The 22,199-nt window shown below is 64.3% G+C and carries 22 protein-coding genes; 15 read left to right on the top strand and 7 right to left on the bottom strand.

The features are described 5' to 3' along the window. Window positions 1-15: 15 nt before the first annotated feature. Window positions 16-1,836, bottom strand: coding sequence for an NAD(P)/FAD-dependent oxidoreductase (locus G6N38_RS07510; protein ID WP_179968493.1), 1,821 nt, complete (start codon window positions 1,834-1,836; stop codon window positions 16-18). A 118-nt stretch (window positions 1,837-1,954) separates the two neighbouring features. Here G6N38_RS07510 and G6N38_RS07505 point away from each other — a divergent pair, with 118 nt between their 5' ends. The 10 genes from G6N38_RS07505 to G6N38_RS07460 all read left to right on the top strand — a co-directional run bounded on the left by G6N38_RS07505 (window position 1,955) and on the right by G6N38_RS07460 (window position 10,076). Beyond that, complete coding sequence (locus tag G6N38_RS07505; RefSeq protein ID WP_163746946.1) at window positions 1,955-3,007, top strand: 2,3-butanediol dehydrogenase; 1,053 nt, start codon at window positions 1,955-1,957, stop codon at window positions 3,005-3,007. Then, entirely contained in the window at window positions 3,004-3,798 is a 795-nt protein-coding gene (locus G6N38_RS07500) for an acetoin reductase (protein WP_163746945.1), read from the top strand. The genes G6N38_RS07505 and G6N38_RS07500 overlap by 4 nt, the downstream gene beginning before the upstream one ends. Window positions 3,799-3,821: 23 nt before the next feature. Next, window positions 3,822-5,111, top strand: coding sequence for a GAF domain-containing protein (locus G6N38_RS07495; protein ID WP_163746944.1), 1,290 nt, complete (start codon window positions 3,822-3,824; stop codon window positions 5,109-5,111). 13 nt (window positions 5,112-5,124) lie between these two features. Beyond that, window positions 5,125-6,645: an aldehyde dehydrogenase gene (gene adh, locus G6N38_RS07490; RefSeq protein WP_163746943.1), complete on the top strand. Its 1,521-nt coding sequence runs from the start codon at window positions 5,125-5,127 to the stop codon at window positions 6,643-6,645. Continuing rightward, window positions 6,645-7,193 carry a DUF779 domain-containing protein gene (locus tag G6N38_RS07485; RefSeq protein ID WP_163746942.1) on the top strand — a complete coding sequence of 183 codons (549 nt, stop codon included), beginning with the start codon at window positions 6,645-6,647 and terminating at the stop codon, window positions 7,191-7,193. The genes adh and G6N38_RS07485 overlap by 1 nt, the downstream gene beginning before the upstream one ends. Window positions 7,194-7,222: 29 nt before the next feature. Further along, on the top strand, window positions 7,223-7,501 hold the full coding sequence (locus G6N38_RS07480; protein ID WP_163746941.1) for a putative holin: 279 nt from the start codon (window positions 7,223-7,225) through the stop codon (window positions 7,499-7,501). Then, window positions 7,494-8,045 (top strand): hypothetical protein, encoded by a 552-nt coding sequence (locus G6N38_RS30620; protein ID WP_246227768.1) that lies wholly within the window; start codon window positions 7,494-7,496, stop codon window positions 8,043-8,045. Before G6N38_RS07480 ends, G6N38_RS30620 begins: the two co-directional genes overlap by 8 nt. A gap of 4 nt (window positions 8,046-8,049) precedes the next feature. Beyond that, window positions 8,050-9,444 carry a dihydrolipoyl dehydrogenase gene (gene lpdA, locus G6N38_RS07470; protein ID WP_163746940.1) on the top strand — a complete coding sequence of 465 codons (1,395 nt, stop codon included), beginning with the start codon at window positions 8,050-8,052 and terminating at the stop codon, window positions 9,442-9,444. After that, a complete protein-coding gene (locus G6N38_RS07465) occupies window positions 9,441-9,710 on the top strand; it encodes a tetratricopeptide repeat protein (RefSeq protein ID WP_163746939.1) in 270 nt (89 codons plus the stop codon). The genes lpdA and G6N38_RS07465 overlap by 4 nt, the downstream gene beginning before the upstream one ends. Before the next feature lie 114 nt (window positions 9,711-9,824). Beyond that, on the top strand, window positions 9,825-10,076 hold the full coding sequence (locus G6N38_RS07460) for a hypothetical protein (RefSeq protein WP_163746938.1): 252 nt from the start codon (window positions 9,825-9,827) through the stop codon (window positions 10,074-10,076). Here G6N38_RS07460 and G6N38_RS07455 read toward each other — a convergent pair whose 3' ends face one another. Then, a complete protein-coding gene (locus G6N38_RS07455; RefSeq protein ID WP_179968548.1) occupies window positions 10,077-10,613 on the bottom strand; it encodes a carboxymuconolactone decarboxylase family protein in 537 nt (178 codons plus the stop codon). Next, window positions 10,613-12,028, bottom strand: coding sequence for an acetate metabolism transcriptional regulator RamB (gene ramB, locus G6N38_RS07450; protein WP_163746936.1), 1,416 nt, complete (start codon window positions 12,026-12,028; stop codon window positions 10,613-10,615). The genes G6N38_RS07455 and ramB overlap by 1 nt, the downstream gene beginning before the upstream one ends. Before the next feature lie 125 nt (window positions 12,029-12,153). Here ramB and G6N38_RS07445 point away from each other — a divergent pair, with 125 nt between their 5' ends. The 4 genes from G6N38_RS07445 (at window position 12,154) to G6N38_RS07430 (ending at window position 16,545) form a co-directional block, all read left to right on the top strand. Further along, window positions 12,154-12,975: an acyl-[acyl-carrier-protein] thioesterase gene (locus G6N38_RS07445; RefSeq protein ID WP_163746935.1), complete on the top strand. Its 822-nt coding sequence runs from the start codon at window positions 12,154-12,156 to the stop codon at window positions 12,973-12,975. Window positions 12,976-13,235: 260 nt separating this feature from the next. Next, window positions 13,236-14,522, top strand: a complete 1,287-nt coding sequence (gene aceA, locus G6N38_RS07440) for an isocitrate lyase (RefSeq protein WP_163746934.1) — start codon at window positions 13,236-13,238, stop codon at window positions 14,520-14,522. 134 nt (window positions 14,523-14,656) lie between these two features. Beyond that, complete coding sequence (locus G6N38_RS07435) at window positions 14,657-15,517, top strand: 3-hydroxybutyryl-CoA dehydrogenase (RefSeq protein WP_179968492.1); 861 nt, start codon at window positions 14,657-14,659, stop codon at window positions 15,515-15,517. Between the two features lie 152 nt (window positions 15,518-15,669). Further along, on the top strand, window positions 15,670-16,545 hold the full coding sequence (locus G6N38_RS07430; protein WP_163746932.1) for a cyclopropane mycolic acid synthase family methyltransferase: 876 nt from the start codon (window positions 15,670-15,672) through the stop codon (window positions 16,543-16,545). A gap of 3 nt (window positions 16,546-16,548) precedes the next feature. On the opposite strand, the gene G6N38_RS07425 is transcribed toward G6N38_RS07430, so the two are convergent. From G6N38_RS07425 to G6N38_RS07415, 3 genes are all read right to left on the bottom strand, one after another. Beyond that, a complete protein-coding gene (locus G6N38_RS07425) occupies window positions 16,549-17,406 on the bottom strand; it encodes a polyphosphate kinase 2 family protein (protein WP_163746931.1) in 858 nt (285 codons plus the stop codon). Window positions 17,407-17,438: 32 nt separating this feature from the next. Further along, window positions 17,439-18,560, bottom strand: coding sequence for a transporter substrate-binding domain-containing protein (locus G6N38_RS07420; RefSeq protein WP_163746930.1), 1,122 nt, complete (start codon window positions 18,558-18,560; stop codon window positions 17,439-17,441). Window positions 18,561-18,691: 131 nt separating this feature from the next. Beyond that, a complete protein-coding gene (locus tag G6N38_RS07415) occupies window positions 18,692-20,065 on the bottom strand; it encodes a hypothetical protein (protein ID WP_163746929.1) in 1,374 nt (457 codons plus the stop codon). 462 nt (window positions 20,066-20,527) lie between these two features. On the opposite strand from G6N38_RS07415, the gene G6N38_RS07410 reads away from it, so the two are divergent. Next, a complete protein-coding gene (locus G6N38_RS07410) occupies window positions 20,528-21,451 on the top strand; it encodes a DUF4344 domain-containing metallopeptidase (RefSeq protein WP_163746928.1) in 924 nt (307 codons plus the stop codon). Here G6N38_RS07410 and G6N38_RS07405 read toward each other — a convergent pair. Beyond that, window positions 21,444-22,145 (bottom strand): TetR/AcrR family transcriptional regulator, encoded by a 702-nt coding sequence (locus tag G6N38_RS07405; RefSeq protein WP_163746927.1) that lies wholly within the window; start codon window positions 22,143-22,145, stop codon window positions 21,444-21,446. The two genes, G6N38_RS07410 and G6N38_RS07405, sit on opposite strands and share 8 nt — an antisense overlap. Between the last annotated feature and the right edge of the window lie 54 nt (window positions 22,146-22,199).

Below are 22,199 nucleotides of genomic sequence, written 5' to 3'. Positions count from 1 at the left end.
CTGCGGGCAGTGCTATCAGCTCACGTGGTGCACCTCCTGCAGCCCGTACACCGGGGTGGGGATTCCCTCATAGCGCGCCTTGAGCTGCAGCGCCAGATAGAGCGAGTAATGCCGGGACTGGTGCAGGTTGCCACCGTGGAACCACAGGTTCTCCTGCTGGGTGGGCTTCCACATGTTGCGCTGCTCGCCCTCCCATGGTCCGGGGTCTTTCGGGGTGTCCGAACCCAGACCCCACACCTTGCCGACCTTGTCGGCCACGTCCTGGCCGATCAGGTCGGCTGCCCAGCCGTTCATCGATCCGTATCCGGTCGCGTACACCACCACATCGGCCGGCAGTTCGGTGCCGTCGGTCAGCACCACCGAATGTTCGGTGAGCCGATCGACCTGACCGTGGGCCAGCTTGATCTTGCCGTCGGCCACCAAATCGCAGGCACCGACGTCGATGTAGTAGCCCGAACCGCGGCGCAGGTACTTCATGAACAGCCCCGAACCGTCTGAGCCCCAGTCTAATTCGAATCCGGCCGCCTCGAGCCGGTCGTAGAACTCTTTGTCGCGTTCACGCATCTGGTCGTACAACGGGATCTGGAACTCGTGCATGATCCGATAGGGCAGCGACGCGAACGTCAGGTCGGCTTTCTCGGTGGTCATCCCCGCCGCCAGCGCGCGTTCGGAGTAGAGGTCACCAAGGCCGATGTCCATCAGGGTGTCCGACTTGACGATGTGCGTCGAGGACCGCTGCACCATCGTCACGTCGACGCCGTTCTCGTAGAGCGCCTTGCAGATGTCGTGCGCCGAGTTGTTCGAGCCGATCACCACGGCCTTCTTGCCCACATACGCGTCGGGCCCGGGATGGGCGCTGGAGTGGTGCTGTTCGCCGGCGAAGACGTCCTGGCCCGGCAAGGTGGGAACGCTCGGCTTACCCGACATGCCGGTGGCCAGCACCAGTTGGGCCGGATACAGCGTCAACCGCTCACCGTCGCGATCGATTTCGACTGTCCAGCGGTGAGCCGACTCGTCGAAGGAGGCCGACAGGCAGGTTGTTTTCGACCAGTACGGCACTTCCATGACCCGGGTGTAGAACTCCAGCCAATCGCCGATCTTGTCCTTCGGCGCGAATACCGGCCAGTTCTGCGGGAACGGCAGATAGGGCAGGTGGTCATACCAGACCGGGTCGTGTAGGCACAGCGACTTGTATCGCTTGCGCCACTGGTCTCCGGGCCGCTCGTGGCGGTCGACGACGATGGCAGGCACCCCGAGTTGGCGCAGTCGCGCGCCCAGCGCGATCCCGCCCTGACCGCCACCGATCACCAGTGTGTAGGGCTGGGTGGTCCGGCCCAGCTCGGTTTCCTCTTGGGCGCGTTTCTCGGCCCACGACCGGGGATCAGGGTCGCTACCGTGCACAGCGCCCATCACCCGACTGGACCCCTTGGCCTCCTCGAACCCCTTCAGCTCCTGCAGTGCGGTCAACAACGTCCAGGCCTGGTCACCCTTGAGTCGTAGATGCCCGGTCCCGCGCCCGGCCGCGGTTTCGAATTCGATGAACGCCGAGGTCACATCACCTTCGGCGGTCGGCGCCTCACGGGTGCGGAACCCCGACGGGGCGGTGTCGGCCAACCGCGCGGCCAGCATGCCGGCGATCTGATCGCGGCCCTCGACGGTCTTGATGTTCCAGGTGAAGGACACGAGGTCGCGCCAGAAGCTGTCGGTGGCGAATTTGGCGGTGGCCCGGTCGATGTCGCGAGCAGCCAGTGCCGCCTCGAAGTCGGCGAGCCACGCGTCGACCCGCTGCTGCGGCGTCACGTCGTCGGTGGTCTGAGGTTCGAGAGTGGTAGTCATGTGAGCCACACCACACCCGGGTCCCAAGGTCTGGCAAGGGTTGCGAACAGTTGCAACGGCCGGCTGCAACCCCCTGCAACTCTTTCCGGGTGTGGTCGCCGTCACATAGAACTGGCGTATGAGAGCAGCTGTCTATTACGGACCCAACAAGGTCGAGATCGATGACGTCGCCGAACCCGAGGCCACCCCGGGGACGGTCAAGCTCAAGGTGGGCTTCAACGGCATCTGCGGCACCGACCTGCACGAGTACTACGCCGGGCCGATCTTCGTCCCCACCGCGCCGCACCCGCTTACTCATCAACAGCTGCCGCTGACAATCGGCCACGAATTCTCCGGGACCATCACCGCCGTGGGCGACGGCGTCACCGGATGGGCGGTGGGAGACCGCGTCGCCGTCGAACCGATCTACAAATGCGACCACTGCGCACCGTGCCTGGCCGGCAACTACAACGTGTGTCAACAGATCGGCTTCCACGGCCTGATGTCCGACGGCGGCATGGCTGAGTACACGGTGGTGCCGACTTCCATGCTGCACAAGCTGCCCGACAACGTCTCACTCGAGCTCGGGGCCCTCGTCGAACCGATGTCGGTGGCCTACCACGCCGCCACCCTCGGCGACGTCCGTCCCGGCGACACCGCCATGGTCTTCGGTGCCGGGCCGATCGGGATCGGTCTGTGGTTCGCGTTGCGCGGCAAGGGACTTGACGACGTTTTCGTCGTTGAACCGTCCCCGACCCGGCGCGCGGCCATCGAGGCGCTCGGCGCCGCGACGCTGGACCCTGCCGCGCTCGACGTCCCCGGCTTCATCGCCGAGCACACCGCCGGCGACGGCGCCGATGCGGTGTTCGACGCTGCCGGTGTCACCCCGGCTGTTGCGACGGCGCTGGCCTGCGTGGGTTCACGCAAGCCGATGGTCAGCGTGGCGATCTACGAAAAGCCCTTGGAAACACCGCTTCTCAATCTGGTCATGAACGAGAGTCGCATCCAGGGGTCATTGTGCTACACGGGTGCAGACTTCGAGGCCGTCATCGCCCTGATGGCCAAGGGTGCCTACGACACCACTGGGTGGGTCACTACGATCCCCCTCGACGACGTGATCGACGAGGGCTTCGAGGCGCTGCACGCCGGCACGAAGATGAAAGTCCTGGTTGACCCGAACGGAGAATCATGACTCTGCACGGAGGGGTCGCTCTGGTCACCGGTGCGGCACGAGGCATCGGACGCGGCATCGCGTTGCGGCTCGCTCGGGACGGCGCCGATATCGCTCTGGTGGATGTGCAGCCTGACGGTCTCGCTGCCGTCGCCGACGAGATCACCGAAATCGGCTGCAAAGCAACCATCTTCGTGGCCGACGTGAGCGAACGTGAAGAGGTATTCGCCGCCGTCGACCATGCCGCCGCCACTCTGGGCGGCTTCGACATCATGGTCAACAATGCCGGCATCGCCCTCGTCGGCCCGATCGCCGATGTCACCCCTCGGCAGATCGAGAGGCTCTGGGCGATCAACGTCAACGGCGTGCTGTGGGGCACTCAAGCCGCCGTGGCCAAGTTCAAGCAACTCAAGAACAAAGATCAGGGAAAGATCAGCCGAGTTATCAACGCCTCGTCAATCGCCGGACACGACGGCTTCGCGATGCTCGGGCCGTACAGCGCATCCAAGTTCGCTGTGCGTGCGCTGACCCAGGCCGCCGCCAAGGAACACGCCGTTGACGGCGTCACCGTCAACGCATACTGCCCCGGCGTCGTCGGCACCGACATGTGGGTGGAAATCGACAAACGATTCGCCGAGTTGACCGGGGCGGCCGAGGGCGAGACCTACGACAAGTTCGTCGGCGGCATCGCGCTGGGCCGCGCTGAAACCCCCGACGACGTCGCCGGGTTCGTCTCGTATCTGGCCGGGCCGGACGCCGATTACATGACCGGACAAGCCGGGCTCATCGACGGCGGTCTGGTTTACCGCTGAGATGCAGAGCACAATCGGCAGTAATGCAAGGTCTGTCTGTGCCTGAACCCGCCGTCGCCGTCGGGGAGGATCCACGCACGTACGCGCGGCTGATGTCGGCTGTCTATGACGCGACGATGTCCGGCCACCGGGCACCGGCCCGGCCGCGGGACGTTATCGGCGATTCCTGGCGGCGGATGATGTCTGCCGGTGTCGACCCAGACCGCCGCGCGCGTCCGGTGGTGGAATCCGGCGGCCTGGAGACGCTGCGGCGGGCATCGGGACTGATGACTGTGCTCGAGGAGATCTCCCGCGGGCTGGAATCGATCGTCGCCGACGGCGCCAACATTCTCGTCGTTGCGGACTCCCAGGGGCGGGTGCTGTGGCGCTCCGGCTCGCCGGCGGTGCTGGGCAACGCCGACCGCCTCGGGTTCATCGAGGGTGCGCACTGGGCCGAAGGCGAGGTCGGCACCAACGCGATCGGCACCGCCCTGGTGTCCAACCGTGCCGTGCAGGTCTTCTCGGCCGAGCATTTCCTGCGCACCCACCACTCCTGGACCTGTGCCGGTGCCCCCATTCGCGACCCACGAACCGGACACGTGATCGGCGTCGTCGACGTATCCGGCCCCGCCGCGACCGTGCACCCCACGACGGTGGCATTGGTCGACGCAGTCGCCCGGCTGGCCGAGTCGCATCTGCGGGAGCAGCACGACCGCATTCTCAACCGGCTGCGGACCGTCGCGGCCCCGATTCTGGCCCGCATCGGCGCCCCCGCTCTGGCGGTCGATCCTGAGGGCTGGGTGGCGGCGGTCGACTCACTGCCGCTGCACCACCGCATCCTGCTGCCGGAGGACATCGCTGCGGGCCGGGTGTGGATCCCCGCCCTTGGTATCTGTGACGTCGACGTGCTTCCTGGCGGCTGGCTGGTTCGGCTCACCCAGGACGACGAGGCGCCAAAGCTGGCGCAGGTGTGCCTGGACCTGACCGGTGTGGGCGGGCCCTCGTTGGCTATGACGGGACAGTTCGGGTGCTGGCGCAACGATATTTCGTTGCGCCACGCCGAAATCCTGCTGATTCTGGCGCGGGATCCCCGCGGGCGGTCCGCCCCCGAACTGGCCGCCGATCTGTACGGCGACCGCACCCGAGTTGTCACCGTTCGCGCCGAACTATCGCGGCTGCGAAAACAATTCGCCGGACTGCTAGCCGCCCAGCCGTATCGTTTCGCCGGTTCTATCGACGTGACCGTGCGCTATCCCGCGGACATGTCGACGTTGTTGCCGTCGTCGATTTCACCAGCGGTTCGCGCTGTTCGTAACACCGAAAGTAACTCTTAGAGAAGGAGTCTTGATGACTGTTTACGCCCGCCCCGGCACGGGCTCGGCCATGGCATTCCAGTCCCGCTATGAGAATTTCATTGGTGGTGAGTGGGTTGCGCCGGTGGGGGGTTTGTATTTTGAGAATCGGACGCCGGTGACCGGCGAGGTGTTTTGTGAGGTGGCCCGGTCCACTGAGGCTGATGTCGAGCTGGCTCTGGATGCCGCGCACGCCGCCGCACCGGCCTGGGGCAAGACCTCGGCCGCCGAACGCGCGCTGATCCTCAACAAGATCGCTGATCGTATCGAAGCCAATCTGGAGAAGATCGCCGTCGCTGAATCCTGGGATAACGGTAAGCCGGTTCGGGAAACGCTGAATGCTGATATTCCGTTGGCGGTGGATCATTTTCGGTATTTCGCCGGGGCGATCCGCGCCCAAGAAGGCTCCCTCTCGCAGATCGATGAGGACACCGTCGCCTATCACTTTCATGAGCCGTTGGGGGTGGTGGGGCAGATCATCCCGTGGAATTTCCCGATCCTGATGGCGGTGTGGAAGTTGGCGCCGGCGTTGGCGGCCGGTAATGCGGTGGTGCTTAAGCCTGCCGAGCAGACTCCGGCGTCGGTGCTGTATTTGATGTCGTTGATCGCTGATCTGTTGCCCGCTGGTGTTCTCAACGTGGTTAATGGGTTTGGTGTGGAGGCCGGTAAGCCGTTGGCGTCCTCGAATCGGATCGCCAAGATCGCGTTCACTGGGGAGACCACCACCGGGCGGTTGATCATGCAGTACGCCTCGCAGAATCTGATCCCGGTCACGTTGGAGTTGGGTGGTAAGAGTCCCAACATCTTCTTCTCCGATGTGATGGCTGCCAACGACGACTATCAGGACAAGGCGTTGGAGGGCTTCACGATGTTCGCCCTCAACCAGGGCGAAGTGTGCACCTGCCCGTCGCGCAGCTTGATTCAGGCCGATATTTATGACGAGTTCCTGGCGATGGCCGCCATCCGCACCAAGGCCGTGCGGCAGGGTGATCCGTTGGACACCGAGACGATGATCGGGGCGCAGGCCTCTAATGATCAGCTGGAAAAGATCCTGTCGTATATCGAGATCGGCAAAAGCGAGGGCGCCAAGGTGATGACCGGCGGTGAGCGTGCCGAGCTTGGTGGTGATCTCAGTGGCGGTTACTACGTGCAGCCGACGATCTTCACCGGCAACAACGCCATGCGGATCTTCCAGGAAGAGATCTTCGGCCCCGTCGTGGCGGTCACCGCGTTCACGGACTACGACGACGCCATCGGCATCGCCAACGACACCCTCTACGGGCTGGGTGCGGGGGTGTGGAGCCGCGACGGCAACACCGCCTACCGCGCCGGCCGCGATATCAAGGCCGGCCGGGTGTGGACCAACTGCTACCACCAGTACCCCGCGCACGCGGCCTTCGGTGGTTACAAGCAGTCCGGCATCGGCCGGGAGAACCACCTGATGATGCTGGATCACTACCAACAGACCAAGAACCTGCTCGTCTCCTACTCCAACAAGGCCCAAGGCTTCTTCTGATGAATGACTTCGGCGCGCAATCCGCCGCGCAGCGATCGGAAGCGCGCCGAAATCGCGAGCCGGAGGCGCCGCCGCGGTCACTGATCACCGCGGCGGCCGCTGAGCTCCTACACCTGCTGCAGGAGCGGCATGGCCCGGTGATGTTCCACCAGTCCGGCGGCTGCTGCGACGGGTCGTCACCGATGTGCTACCTGGACGGGGAGTTCATCGTCGGCGATCGTGACGTCCTGCTCGGGGTCCTCGAGGGCGCCCCGGTGTGGATCTCCGGCCCGCAATTCGAGACGTGGAAACACACCCAGCTGGTCATTGACGTCGTTCCCGGCCGCGGCGGTGGTTTCAGCCTGGAAACACCCGAGGGGATGCGCTTCCTGAGCCGGGGCCGGGCTTTCACTGACACCGAAAACGAGTTGCTGGCCAGTGTGTTACCGCTGACTGGCGTCGACTACGAGCGTGGTGCGCGGTTGCCCGAACGGGCAGATCTCGTGGTCGCCGAGGCCGCTGACGCCTGTGCAATCCCTGGTCGGCGCGCCGACGCCGTTCAGCCGTAGTCGGCTCGAGGGCACGTACCCTCATAAGGGTGATACCCCTGCCTCGGGCATGGCTGCTCACAAGCGCGTTGCTGGTCGGGACTGTGACCGGTCTGGTCGCGGCCGTCGCGGCCACGCTGCTGGTCAAGACTCCGGTCCGCCCCGATCTGGTGGTGGGCTTAGTGGTGGCAGTCCCCAGTGTGATCGGAATGCTGCTCATCCTGTTCTCCAGGCGGCGCTGGATCACCACCGCGGGGGCGTTCATCCTGGCGATGGCACCGGGCTGGTTGGGGGCATTAGTTCTGGTTCAGGTGGTGTCCAGTGGCTGACAAGACGTCCCTTCCTTCGACAGAACCGCATCACGCGCCGATCTTCGACACCGGACCGCATCCCGAGGTTCTGAAGTCGCTGACCGACGAACCCGAGGCGGAGATCTCGGGGCCGTCCATCGCGTTCAGCGAGTTGGAGAGCTTCGAGACCGATGCGTTCCTGCATCCGGTCAACGGGTCGCTGCACGCCGAGCCGGTCATGGTGCCGCCCGCGGCGCCGGCGACGGGCACCTATCAATTCGTGAAGCGGTGGCAGTTCGTGTTCATCGTGGCCGCAGTCTGGGTGCTGGCCGCGGCCGCCGGCCTGGGCTTTTACTTCTGGTGGTACACATCGCTGAGCAAGACTCCGGCGGTGTTCTTCGTGCTGATCTACCTGATCTTCTGCTCGGTCGGCAGCGTGCTGGTTTCCATGGTGCAGAACCGGCCATCGGTAACGGCGCTGGCCATCGCCCTGATGTCGGCGCCGCTGGCCTCGGTGGCCACCGCCGCCCTGCTGCACGGTGCCTACTACTTCGAATGGATCGCGCGTCCGACGATAGGCTGACGGCGTGACTCACTATGACGTCGTCGTTCTCGGAGCCGGTCCTGGCGGGTACGTCGCGGCGATCCGCGCCGCCCAGCTCGGGCTGAACACCGCCATCATCGAACCAAAGTACTGGGGCGGGGTCTGCCTCAATGTCGGTTGCATTCCGTCGAAGGCGTTGCTGCGCAACGCCGAGCTGGCGCATATCTTCACCAAGGAAGCCAAGACGTTCGGTATCAGCGGCGAGGCCACCTTCGACTACGGTGCCGCTTTCGACCGCAGTCGCAAGGTCGCCGACGGTCGGGTGGCCGGCGTGCACTTCCTGATGAAGAAGAACAAGATCACCGAGATTCACGGCTACGGGACGTTCACCGACCCGCACACGCTGTCGGTCGCCCTCAACGAGGGCGGGACTGAAACCGTCACCTTCGACAACGCCATCATCGCCACGGGGAGCAGCACCCGGCTGGTGCCGGGCACCTCGCTGAGCGAGAACGTCGTCACCTACGAGAAGCAGATCCTGTCGCGGGAGCTGCCGACATCGATCATCATCGCCGGCGCCGGCGCGATCGGCATGGAGTTCGCCTACGTGCTGAAGAACTACGGGGTCGACGTCACCATCGTCGAGTTCCTGCCGCGTGCGCTGCCCAACGAGGACGCCGAGGTCTCCAAGGAGATCGAGAAGCAGTACAAGAAGCTCGGCGTGAAGATCCTCACCGGCACCAAGGTGGAATCTATTGACGATGACGGCTCCTCCGTCACCGTGACGGTCAGCAAGGACGGCAAGACCGATGCGCTCAAGGCCGATAAGGTGTTGCAGGCCATCGGTTTTGCCCCCAACGTCGACGGCTTCGGCCTCGAGGCGGCCGGTGTGGCCCTGACCGACCGCAAGGCCATCGGCATCGACGACTACATGCGCACCAATGTGCCGCATATCTACGCCATCGGCGACGTCACGGGCAAGCTCCAGCTGGCCCACGTCGCCGAGGCGATGGGCGTGGTTGCCGCCGAGACCATCGCCGGTGCCGAGACGCTGGCCCTTGGTGACTACCGGATGATGCCGCGGGCCACGTTCTGTCAGCCGCAGGTGGCCAGCTTCGGACTGACCGAGCAGCAGGCCCGCGACGAAGGCTACGACGTGAAGGTGGCGAAGTTCCCGTTCACCGCCAATGGCAAGGCGCACGGACTGGCCGACCCCACCGGGTTCGTCAAGGTCATTGCCGACGCCAAGTACGGGGAACTGCTTGGTGCCCACCTGATCGGACCCGACGTCTCCGAACTCCTGCCGGAGCTGACTCTGGCACAGAAGTGGGATCTGACCGTCAACGAGCTGACCCGCAACGTGCACACCCATCCGACGCTGTCGGAGGCACTCCAGGAATGCTTCCACGGTCTCGCCGGCCACATGATCAACTTTTGAGACCGACACTGATCGCCGGTATCGGCGGACTTGTGGTCGGCCACATCCTGTGGCTGATCGGCATTTCCGTCGCTACCAATGGCGAGGACGTCAGCTTCTGGGTGCTGGTCCTTTCCGCGGTGATCGTGGTGCTCGCCGCGGTCATCGGATTCCTGGCGTGGCGCAGCTACCAGCGCAAACGGCTGGTGTGGGCGGCGTTTCTGGGCTGCGTGCCGGTGTCCCCGGTGATCTTCACCCTGATCGTGCTCGGGGTCACCTACCTGTAGACGACATCTGCCAGCCGTTGGCCAGGTTCGCTACAGGTTGTCTCAAGCATATGTTGGTCCACTCTCCCTACCACCTGTGCTGCAGTTAGCGCGGTGCTGAAAACGGGGGAAAAAATGGCTGATTCGACGCGTTCTTCGCGTACCAAAATCCTGTTGGCGGTGGCCGGGGGCGCCGCCATCGTGGCGATGGGCGGGCTGGCCGTCGTAGCCGATACGGGCGCCCCGCCCGACGTGTCTCCGGTGGCCGCGCCGATCCTGCCGGGCCCGATGACGCAGGGCGACACCGTGACAACGACTATTGCGGCGGCGACATTGGCCACCGAGAAGGCGGCCCCGGCCGTCAAGGCCAAGCACTTCGGCGAGTAGTCAGTCCGGGAAGTCCATCGGCACGCGCAACGTGGCCAGGATTGCGGCGATCGCATCGTAATGCCCTGCCAGGGCGCAGAATTCGATCACCTGCTCGCGGGTCAGGTGCGCCGACAGGTCGGCGAACGTGTCATCTGTGAGGTCCCGGTTGAGGATGAACTCGTCGACCGCTGTGAGTAGGGCACGCTGTCGGTCAGTCAGCCCCTCGGCGGTCGGGCCGGCAAAGATCTTGTCCTGCAACGCCGAATCAAGCCCGCGGCTCTTGGCCAGCCTGCGGTGCTGCTGCAGTTCGTACTCCGAGTTGCGCAGGTGCCCCACCCGCAGGATCACCAGTTCCTTGTCGCGTTTGGGCAGTTTGCCCCAATTCAGCAGAACGCCCGAATACGGCAGAAACGACAGGAACAGCAGCTTGTGCTGACCGAGGACGTTGAACAAGTTCATCTGTGGGGCGCGAATCGAACGGGCGCCCAATCGGGCGATACCCCAGTTGATCAAGCCGAGCTCGCGTCGGCCGCCGGGCGGAATACGTTGACCCATCATGACTCCTTGACCAAATAGGGCGACACTGTGCTGCGGTGCTCGTCGAGATCCAATGCTCGGCCCAGGGCGGGGAAGGCGCGCTGGGGACAGTTGTCGCGTTCACACACCCGGCAGCCGGCACCGATCGGTGTGGCGCTGTCCGACGAGAGGTCCAGACCCTTCGAGTAGACCAGCCGGCTGGCGTGCCGGGCCTCGCAACCCAGGCCGATCGCGAACGTCTTGACCGGCTGACCGTATCGGGACGCGCGTCGCTCGACGGTTCGTGCCACCCACATGTAGTTCTGCCCGTCGGGCATCTGGGCGATCTGGACCAGGATCTTGCCCGGGTTGGCGAACGTCTCGTAAACGTTCCACAGCGGGCAGGTCCCGCCGGCGGAGGAGAAGTGAAAACCGGTGGCGGACTGGCGTTTCGACATGTTGCCGGCTTTGTCCACTCGGACGAACGAGAAGGGAACGCCCCGCGTCGAGGGTCGTTGCAGGGTCGAGAGCCGGTGGCAGATCGTCTCGTAACTGACCTGATAGAAGGCCGAAAGGCGCTCGACGTCGTAGCGGAAGTTTTCCGCCATATGGTGGAACTGGCCGTAGGGGAGCACGGTGGCTGCGGCGAAATAGTTGGCCAGCCCGAGCCGGGCCAGCTTGTGTGATTCCTCGCTGGTGAACTTGCCCTCGTCCACCAGCCGGTCGATCAGGTCGCCGAACTCCAAATACGCCAGCTCGGTTGCCATCTTGAAGACCTGCTGGCCGGATGACAGGTGATTGCTGATCTCCAGTGTGCGAGATGCCGGATCGTAGCGGTGCAACACAGTGTCGCCGAGATCGACGCGGCGGATGATGTGCACACCGTGCACCATGGTGAGCCGGTCGGACAGCTCCCGCGGCAGCTCGGCGCGGTGCATGCGCATCCGGATGGTGAGATCCTCTGCCGCGGTGTCGAGTTCGTGCAGATAGTTCTGGCGTTGGTAGAAGTAGTCGCGGACTTCCTCGTGCGGCATCGTGATCGCGCCGCTGCCGCTGCCGTCGCTGAAGCGGTCCTCGGTGGCCGCGGCCAGCCGTGCGGTGGTGATCCGGTAGCGGCGGTGCAGGTTGACGATCGCGCGGGCGACGGCGGGGTGGGTGTTGACGATGTCGGCCACCTCGGTCATGTCGACGTCGATCTCGAGGTCGCGATCCATCGTGACTTCACGCAGTTCGGCCACCAGCCGGGTGTCGTCCTGGGACGCGAAGAAGGTGGCGTCGACCCCGAACACCTCGGTGATGCGCAGTAGTACCGCGACCGTCAGCGGACGGACGTCGTGCTCGATCTGGTTGAGATAGCTGGGTGAGATCTCGAGCATCTGTGCCAACGCGGCCTGGCTGAATCCGCGTTCGCTGCGCAGTTGTCGTATCCGGGAGCCGACGAACGTCTTGGACACCTGCCCAGCCTACCGAGGGCTGCGAAGAGCATCTTCGCAGCGTTGGCAACGCAGGCTGGTTGGCATTCAAGGGGCCCTTTGGCATGCTTGCGCTGGGACGGGGAATGGGGAGAGGACGAGGCGAGATGAGCGCACCTGGGCGCACCGCAGACACCGGATTGGCGAAGGTGCTGATGCCCGTTCCCGATCCGAACCCCGACGTCTTCGACCGGGAATGGCCGCTTCGGGTCGGCGACATCGACCGCGTGGGCCGACTGCGGCTCGACGCGGCCTGCCGTCATATCCAGGACGTCGGCCAGGACCAGTTACGCGAGATGGGCCACGAGGAAACCCATCCGTTGTGGATCGTCCGGCGCACGATGGTCGATCTGATCCGGCCCATCGAATTCCAGGACATGCTCCGCATGCGCCGCTGGTGCTCGGGCACCTCGAACCGCTGGTGTGAGATGCGGGTCCGCATCGATGGCCGCAAGGGCGGGTTGATTGAATCAGAGGCCTTCTGGATCAACATCAACCGGGAGACGCAGGGGCCGGCCCGCATCTCCGATGACTTCTTGGACGGTCTGAAACGCACCACCGCAGTCAATCGGCTGCGCTGGAAGTCCTACCTGAGCGCCGGTGCGCGCCACGATGCCACCGAGATCCGCGAATTCCCGATTCGGGTGAGCGATATCGACTTTTTCGACCACGTCAACAACTCGGTGTACTGGAAGGTCGTCGAGGAGTTCCTGGCGCCCCATCCCGAGTTACTCGACGCCCCGCTGCGCATCACCATCGAGCACGATGCGCCGGTGGCCCTGGGCGACAAGCTCGAAATCCTGCTGCACGTGTATCCGCCCGGCTCCACCGACAAGTTCGGGCCGGAGCTGACCGATCGCACTGTTAGAACGCTCACATACGTCGTCGGCGACGAGATCAAAGCTCTCGCCGCGATCTTCCCGCTCTGAGCGTCGCGGTTTAACAGTACAAGCGTACTGACCTGCGAAAAGGTGCTACCCGTCGGTAACTTCTGAACCGGTTCAGGTGACGGCGACCTTCGCAAACTTCGCAAACTCGTCGGTGCTGTTGGCGAAAATTGGCACTCATATTGGCTTGAACTGCACTAATGATGCGAGGCATGCTCGTGGGAGCACACAAGCGAAGCTGCATTGACGTTAACAGTTCACTTCCCGTCAAGGTGGCGACCTCGATTGAGAAGGAGTAGGCGATGTCCAACGTTGGCCAGCCGAAGACCGCAGAAGAAATCCAGCGCGACTGGGACACCAATCCCCGCTGGAAGGGCCTCACTCGCACCTACACCCCGGCCGACGTCGTCGCGCTGCAGGGCAGTGTCGTCGAGGAGGCCACCCTGGCCCGCCGCGGCGCTGAGGTGCTCTGGAACCAGCTGCACGATATGGAGTTCGTCAACGCGCTGGGCGCGCTGACCGGCAACATGGCCGTCCAGCAGGTCCGCGCCGGCCTCAAGGCCATCTACCTGTCGGGTTGGCAGGTCGCCGGTGACGCAAACCTGTCCGGTCACACCTACCCCGACCAGAGCCTCTACCCGGCCAACTCGGTGCCGCAGGTGGTGCGCCGCATCAACAACGCGCTGCTGCGCGCCGACGAGATCGCCAAGGTCGAGGGCGACACCTCCGTGGAGAACTGGCTGGCCCCGATCGTCGCCGACGGTGAGGCCGGCTTCGGTGGCGCACTCAACGTCTACGAACTGCAGAAGGCGATGATCGCCGCCGGTGTCGCGGGTTCGCACTGGGAAGACCAGCTGGCTTCGGAGAAGAAGTGCGGCCACCTCGGTGGCAAGGTGCTGATCCCGACCCAGCAGCACATCCGCACCCTGACCTCGGCCCGTCTTGCGGCCGACGTCGCGGACGTCCCGACCGTCGTCATCGCCCGTACCGACGCCGAGGCCGCCACGCTGATCACCTCCGACGTCGACGAGCGTGACCAGCCGTTCATCACCGGCGAGCGCACCGCCGAGGGCTTCTACCGGGTGAAGAACGGCCTCGAGCCGTGCATCGCCCGCGCCAAGTCCTACGCGCCGTACTCCGACCTGATCTGGATGGAGACCGGTACCCCGGACCTGGACCTGGCCCGCCGCTTCGCCGAGGGCGTCAAGAGCGAGTTCCCCGACCAGATGCTGGCCTACAACTGCTCGCCGTCGTTCAACTGGCGCAAGCACCTGGACGATTCGACCATCGCCCGGTTCCAGAAGGAGCTCGGCGCCATGGGCTTCAAGTTCCAGTTCATCACGCTGGCCGGCTTCCACGCCCTGAACTACTCGATGTTCGATCTGGCCTACGGCTACGCCCGCAACCAGATGACCGCGTACGTCGAGCTGCAGGAGCGCGAGTTCGCCGCCGAGGAGCGTGGCTACACCGCAACCAAGCACCAGCGTGAGGTCGGCGCCGGGTACTTCGACCGGATCGCCACGACCGTGGACCCGACCAGTTCGACGACAGCTCTCGCGGGCTCGACCGAAGAGGGCCAGTTCCACTGATGATGCGCGGCCCCCGGGCCGCGAGGAGTGACGTGGAACCGATAAGCCGGAGCCACTAATTCGCTGCCGCGAGAGTCGCTGTTTGTGACATCAGGCCCCGTCCTTATATTGGGCGGGGCCTGATGTGTGAGGAGATGAAGTTGAGCATTCAACGAGTTGGTGTGGTCGGCGCGGGGCAGATGGGCTCCGGCATCGCCGAGGTCGCAGCCAAGGCAGGCGCAGATGTCGTCGTCTTCGAGCCGACCGAAGAACTCCTCGCCGGCGGGCGCAACCGCCTCACCGGCTCGCTCGAGCGGGCAGCGAGCAAGGGCAAGCTCACCGAGGGGGATCGCGACGCCGCGCTGGCCCGGCTGAGGTTCACCACCGACCTCGCTGACATGGCCGATCGCCAGCTTGTTATCGAGGCGGTCGTGGAGGACGAGACCGTCAAGGGAAAGATCTTCGGTGAACTCGACCGGATCATCACCGACCCTGACGCGGTGCTGGCGTCGAACACCTCGAGCATCCCGATCATGAAAATCGCTTCGGCCACCCAGAATCCGAGCCGGGTACTGGGGTTGCACTTCTTCAACCCGGTACCGGTGCTGCCGCTGGTCGAGCTGATCAACACGCTGGTCACCTCCGACGGGGCTATCGCCAGGGTTGAGCAATTCGCGAGCGAGGTCCTCGGAAAGAAGGTGGTGCGCTGCGGCGACCGCTCCGGATTCGTCGTCAACGCACTGCTGGTGCCCTACCTGTTGTCGGCCATCAGGATGGTCGAGGCAGGCGTTGCCACCATCGAGGATGTGGACACCGCCGTCGTAGCCGGCCTCTCGCATCCGATGGGCCCGTTGCGGCTCTCGGATCTCATCGGCCTGGACACCATGAAGCTCATCGCCGACTCCATGTACGACGAACTCAAGGACGCGCACTACGCCCCGCCGCCCCTGCTGCTCCGGATGGTTGAGGCCGGAATGCTGGGCAAGAAGTCCGGACAAGGCTTTTACACCTACTGACGCCTGACGCCTGACGCTCGACGCCGCCTCGCGCCTTGTGCAATTCGGAGACGAATTGACTAGGCTCCTGGTTTTGGTCGGGGGGTGCCGTTGCAGCACCACTGCTTTCGCGGCATCAGACCATGAAGTAAAAAGCTGGAAGGTATCTGTTGATGGCGGATGTAGACGCGGAACTGACTCCTTATTACGAGGAGTCACAGTCGATCTACGACGTCTCTGACGACTTCTTCGCCCTGTTCCTTGGCCCGACCATGGGATACACCTGCGGTTACTACGAGCGCGACGATATGACGCTCGAGGAGTCTCAGACCGCCAAGTTCGACCTTGCTCTGGGCAAGCTCAACCTGGAACCCGGCATGACGCTGCTCGACGTGGGATGCGGCTGGGGCGGCGCCCTCGAGATGGCGGTGCAGAAGTACGACGTCAATGTCATCGGCATCACGCTGAGCAAAAACCAGTCGGAATTCGCCCGCAAGCGGTTGGCCGCACTCGACACCACCCGCTCGATCGAGGTCCGGTTGCAGGGCTGGGAGGAGTTCGACGAACCCGTCGACCGGATCGTGAGCATCGGTGCCTTCGAGGCGTTCAAGGTCGAGCGGTACCCGCTGTTCTTCGAGAAGGCCTATGACCTGTTGCCCGGCGATGGCCGCATGCTGCTGCACACGATCTTGGCGCACACGCAGAAGTTCTTCCGGGAGAACCAGATCAAGGTCACCATCAGCGATCTGAAGTTCATGAAGTTCATCGAGAAGGAGATCTTCCCGGGTGGACGGCTGCCCGCGGTCGAGGACATCGAGGCGCTTGCAGCCGATTCGGGGTTCGTGCTCGAGCGCATCCACCTGCTGCAGCAGCACTACGCGCGCACGCTGGACATGTGGGCCTCGAAGCTGGTCGCGAACCGGGACGAGGCGGTCGCCATCACCTCGCAGGAGATCTACGACCGCTATATGAAGTACCTGACCGGCTGCGCGGACTTCTTCCGCCGCGGCATCACCAACATCGGTCAGTTCACCCTGGTCAAGGGCTGACCGTCAGGCTTGTGCCAGCCGCTTTTTCTCGGCCTCGACGTCGAAGCCGGCCGGCGGCCAGGACAGTCCCATGCTCTTGAGTGCCTCGATCAGCAACTCGTTGATGGCGAGGCGGCTGTACCACTTCTTGTCACTCGGGATGACGAACCACGGCGCGTAATCGGTCGAAGTCCGGTCCAGCACAGCCTGATAGGCCTGCTGGTAGGCCGGCCAGAGCAGGCGTTCGGTGACGTCGCCCGGGTTGTACTTCCAGTACTTGTCGGGCCGGTCGAGGCGTTCGGCCAGCCGGCGTCTCTGCTCGTCGAGGGAGACGAACATTGCGCACTTGACGATCGTGGTTCCGGAGTCCACGAGCTCCTTCTCGAAGGCGTTGATCTCGTCGTAGCGTGGTTCCCATACGTCGCGCGGCACCAGGTCGTGCACCCGAACCACCAGCACGTCCTCGTAGTGCGATCGGTCGAATACCCCGATATGTCCGCCGGTCGGCAGCGCCTTGCGGACGCGCCACAGGTAATGGTGCGCGCGCTCTTCTTCGGTCGGAACGCCGAAACTGGTGTAGCGGATGCCCATTGGGTCGCCGGCGCCCACGACATGCTTGACGATGCCACCCTTGCCTGCGGTGTCCATGCCTTGCAGCACCAACAGCAGAGAGCGCTTGTCGCCGGCCTTGCCGTTGGCGTAGAGCATCTCCTGCAAGCCGGCGAAGCGGGTGTTGCGCTCGGCCTGCACCGATTCTGAACCGTTCTTGGCGCCGCGGTATCCAGGGCTGGAGTTGGGGTCGATGTCGCCGACCTTGCTACCCGGGCGGAACTGCAGGATCTTGCGCGGCTCGTGGGTCCATTCAGAGGGCAGATCGGTCATAGCCGACGACATTAGTCGGCGATGGGAGAGGATCAGTTGCGCTCGCCGGATGTGTGTACTTCAGAGCCGAACCACTTCCGGTAGATCGTTTGGTAGGTGCCATCCTCGCGGATGGCCAGCAGCGCTCCGTCGACGGGCTTGCGCAGGTCGCTGCCCAACCGGAACGCCACACCGTAGTCTTCATCGTGGAATCTGGCGCCGGTCATCTCGGTCTTACCGACACCCCGGTGGGTCACGTAATAGCGCAGGACCGGCGCGTCGAAGACCACCGCCTCTGCCGTGCCCTGTTCGATGGCTTGATAGCAATCGTCGATGGTGGGTAGAGCGGTGAACCCGATGCCCATGTCCTGTAAGTAGTCGGTGGACGTCGTATTGGACACGGTCGCAACCGATTTGCCGTAGAGGTCGTCCGGTCCGGCTATCCGGCTCTCGATCTGTTCGACGGTCAGATTTGCCGTGAGGTTGGCGGTGTACAGCGCGACGAAGATGATGCCGGCGAAGCCCCACAGAATCGCCAGTGAGCGGCCCACCCAGTTCTGCGGTTCACCTGGAGGCACAGCCGCGAGCGCACCGAAGCCCCAGGCGAAGGCCTGGAATATGCCTGGGAAATATGATCGGGCGACCATTGACTCCGGGTGGCGGCGCTCGGTCAACCACATGATGTGGGCCGGAATGAGGGCGACCACCGCTGCCGCACCCAGCCAGACCAGCATGGACTTGGACCACAGCAGGTCCAGGAAACTGCGCAGTCCTGGTGTGGAGTCCGAGTGGTCCCCGCGGGGAACCATGATCTGCAGCCCGGCGTCGAGAATCGGCTGTGAAAAGTCAAAGCGCTGTTCACGTTCGGCGGTGATCGACAGACCGCCGGCGGCGATATCGGCCGTGCCGTCGGCGACGGCCTGCAGCTGGTTCTTGACGTCACCGACGTTGACGTAACTCGTCTTCCAGCCGAGACGCTGAGCGATCTGCTCCCACAGCTCGATCGTGAACCCGGTCCACTGCCCCTGATTCTCGATCACGAACGGTGACATCTGGTACACGGCCAGCGACACCGTCCGTTCCTGCGCAGCCGCTGGTGGCGCCAATGCCGGTGCGCCACCGCAGAGTGCGACCACGATCGCCACCAGCACCAGTGCGTAGCAGCGCCTGCTCATATGAAGCCTCCCGGAGAAGGTGATATATGGGTGAGCAACGCGACCAGGCAGGGGGATCGTAACCCGCGTTGACCGGGACCGGTCAGCTCATTGTGCCCTCGTCGCGAGCGGGGACCGGGTGGTTTCCGGCCTTACTGAGTCCCGCGTTGGCGCCTCGTCAGCAGGATGAACCCGACGCCAGCCAAGGCCAGCACGCCCGCGCCGACGGCGACGCTGATCAGCAACGTCTTGTTCCTGTCGACCCAGGATGTCTTCTCGGCGGCGGTGAGTTTCACGTTGTAACCGGGCAGCGGTTGCTGTGCCGGCGGATTGATGCCGGGCAGGGTTTGGGTCTGGTTGATGACGAACAGAGCGTCGCCCTTATCGGTCTTCGACCACTGCCCCCACGCCGGAATCTCCTCGTCGAGGAGCACCTTGGTGGTGCCGTTGACGGTTGGATCGGCGCCGAGATCGGTCAGGGTCTTCACCCGGAATGGCGTGGACGTCCCCCGGTCGAACTTCACCTGGACGAGCACGTTCTTCTGCGTGTTCAGGGACGCCGGCGCTTGGGGCGGCGCCTGCCCGGGAGCCGGCTGGTATCCGCCCCCGGAGAAGCTACCCACCGAAAGGTTGGTGGCCGGCCCGGAGTCCGGGCGCGTCATTGCGGTGAAGTTGTAAACGCCGGTGCTGGGGACGTTCAGGGCGGCCCGCTGGAGCGGCGGAACCGTGAAGACCTGAGGTTGGCCGCCGGAGGTGTACACCACACTGAGCGGAGTCCGGTACGGGTTGGTGAACACCGGACGGTAGAACCGGTCGTAGGAGATCCAGCCCGAATTCCACAGTGTCACGGGGCTGCTCAAACTGAGTCCGCTGGTCAGCGACGAGCTGCTCACAGTCGACGAGATCGACTCCTGGTAGCTGGTGACCTCTTCAGACGTCATCTGAGTTGACGTCGTGGTCGTCACCTCCGACTCCGAGGCTGTCTTGACATCTGGTTGCGATGCTTGTGGACCCTGCGGTGTCGGCTCGGGTGCGTTGCCACCGTTCCCGGTATCAGATCCTTCGCCGGGCACTTCGTTCGCCCCGCCGCCGGCGGGTTCGTTGCCGCCGCCGGGCTCTTCGGGTGTGCCGCCGGGTTCTTCGTGCGTGGTGCCGCCGCCGGCGGGTTCGTTGCCGCCGCTGGGCTCTTCGTGCGTGCCGCCGCCGGCGGGTTCGTTGCCGCTGCTGGGCTCTTCGTGCGTGCCACCGGGTTCGTCATGGGTGCCGCCCCCACTGGGCTCCTCTGCGCCGCCGCTGGGCTCCTCCACGCCCCCGCTGGAGGGTGCCTCAAAGCCGCCACCCGAGGGCTCCTCGAACCCGCCGCCACCGCTATCGCCGCCCCCGTCGTAGCTGCTGCCGCCACCGTCGTCGCCGTCGTATGGATCAGCAGCGCTAACGGGGGCGCCAGCAAACACCGTGCACAACGACACAGCTACTGCGGCAACGACCCCTGCCGGCTTGCGATACGCGGAACTATCGGTTCCCACCCTGACTCCCCTCGACGTGCGGATTGGCTTCTCGGATGTCGAAGCCATGCCTATGTGATCGAAACGCTTTTCATCTGAACCTGAATGACCTTCATACATGGTTTGGGCGCATTCCATTCGTGGTTTGCCTCGCAGCAGCGGCGTACGGAGCGGCTGACCTCTTTCGACGGCGTATCGGCTGGCCCATGCAGACTCGCCCTTGAATTGGCATGGCGCTCAAGATGGTTGCGGATTGCCACCGAACTGCCCACGTTCGGGCCGGCGGCACGGCGCGTTCCGCGATCGTGGAAAGGACGCTATCAATCGGCAGCACCGTTGGCGGGGAGACACATCCGCACAACCCCCTAGATCTGGTATGCGCTTGTACCAACCCCCTGGCCGACCGGTTCCGCGTTCGCCCAGCGTGGCGCGCGTGCTCCAGTTAACATCATCCGGCGTTGGATTAGTGAGTCTGGGGGACAAGTGCGCGGGCGAGCCTGCTCGATCGGAATGGCGCTGCTGTCGCTTGCAGCCGTCACCGCCGGTTGTGGACACGACGATGCATCGAAGTCGTCCGGCCCGTCGTCGGAAGCGGCGGTGGTCGCCAAGACCGCCCAGGCGCCACCGGAGGTGTCCGGCCAGCCCGACGTCAACGCCAACGGGGTGCCAGACGCGTCGACCGACGACAAGGACTGGCCGGGCAAGATGACGGCGACCTACGAGGATGCGACCTCACCTGAGGCCATCACCGGTCGCGACATCATGAAGAACGACCACCTGCTGGAAGATCTCGCTGACGGCATGACCGACTCCATGAAGCTGCCTCACGACATCCCGTTGATCGGTAAGCAGTGCGGGACGGCGAACGCCTACTGGAGTCCAAGCGACAAGTCGATCACCATCTGCTACGAGGATGCGGCCGACGCTCTGGACATCTACACCAAGGCCGGGGATGCCGATCCCAAGGCCTCGGCGATCAACTCCGAGATCGCCACGTTCTACCACGAGACCGGTCACATGGTGATCGACCTTTACGACCTGCCGGCGACTGGCAAAGAAGAGGATGTCGCCGATCAGCTGGCCGCGTACATCCTGCTGGCGCCGGGGCCAGACGGGAAGATCGATCCCGCGTCGGTGCAGGCGGTCAAGGACTTCGCCCGCGAATTCAAGGGATACAGCGATCAGAAGGGCGGTGCGATCGACGAGGGCCAGCTCTCGGATGTGCACTCGCTGGACCTCGCCCGCATGTACAACCTCGAATGCTGGGTTTACGGGGCCGACCCCGTCGGCAACGCCGATCTGGTCAACAACGGCTCGCTGCCAAAGGACCGCGCCGGTGGCTGCGCGGACGAGTACGCCAAGCTGAGCAGCTCCTGGGACACGCTGCTCGGCCCGTATCTCAAGTGAGCTTGGGTGGCAGCACCGGCGACGGATGCGGGCTGGAGCTGAACATGTTCAGCGAGCCACCGGCCTCGACGATGCCGCACAGCGCGTTCCAGCACAGCATTGTCAGGTAGTCGATCAGCTCGGCACTGGTCATCCGCGGGTTCGACATCCACGAGTGCGTCGCCAACTGCACGCCGCCGACGATCAGGTAGGCCCAGGGCTCGACGCCGCCGGTGTCCATTCCGGCCCGCTGCATGCGCCTGCGTAGCACCACCGCGAGCATCCTGGCGATGATTTGCTCTGAGTCGGCGATGACTTTGTTTTTGCTGGCCGAACTGTTTGCCATCACGAATCGGTACGGTTCGGGCTCATTGGCGACGGTGTCCACGTAGACACGGATGATCTCGCGGGTGAGGTCGAAACCGTCCATATTCGACGACAACGCCGAGGCCATATTGGGGATCAGGGTGGTCTGTGCGAACCGCATCATGACCGCGGTCGTCAGATCGTTCTTGTCCACGAAGTAGCGGTACAGCACGGTCTTGGACACACCGATTTCCGCAGCTATTTCGTCCATGCTGACGTCGTGGCCGCGCTGGCGAACAGCTTCGAGCGCACCGTCCACCAACTCGGTGCGGCGCTCGACCTTGTGCTGATGCCAGCGTCGCTTGCGACCATCGGTCTTGGCGACCCCGTGGTTAATCTGCTGTGCCACTATCGCGGAGTCCGTTCCCCTCGTTCTCGATGATTCTACGGTCTAACCAATGGG

Source organism: Mycolicibacterium helvum, from assembly GCF_010731895.1.
Classification (GTDB): domain Bacteria; phylum Actinomycetota; class Actinomycetes; order Mycobacteriales; family Mycobacteriaceae; genus Mycobacterium; species Mycobacterium helvum.
Note: the sequence above shows the minus strand (reverse complement) of the source record. Positions and strands in the feature narration are given on the sequence as shown.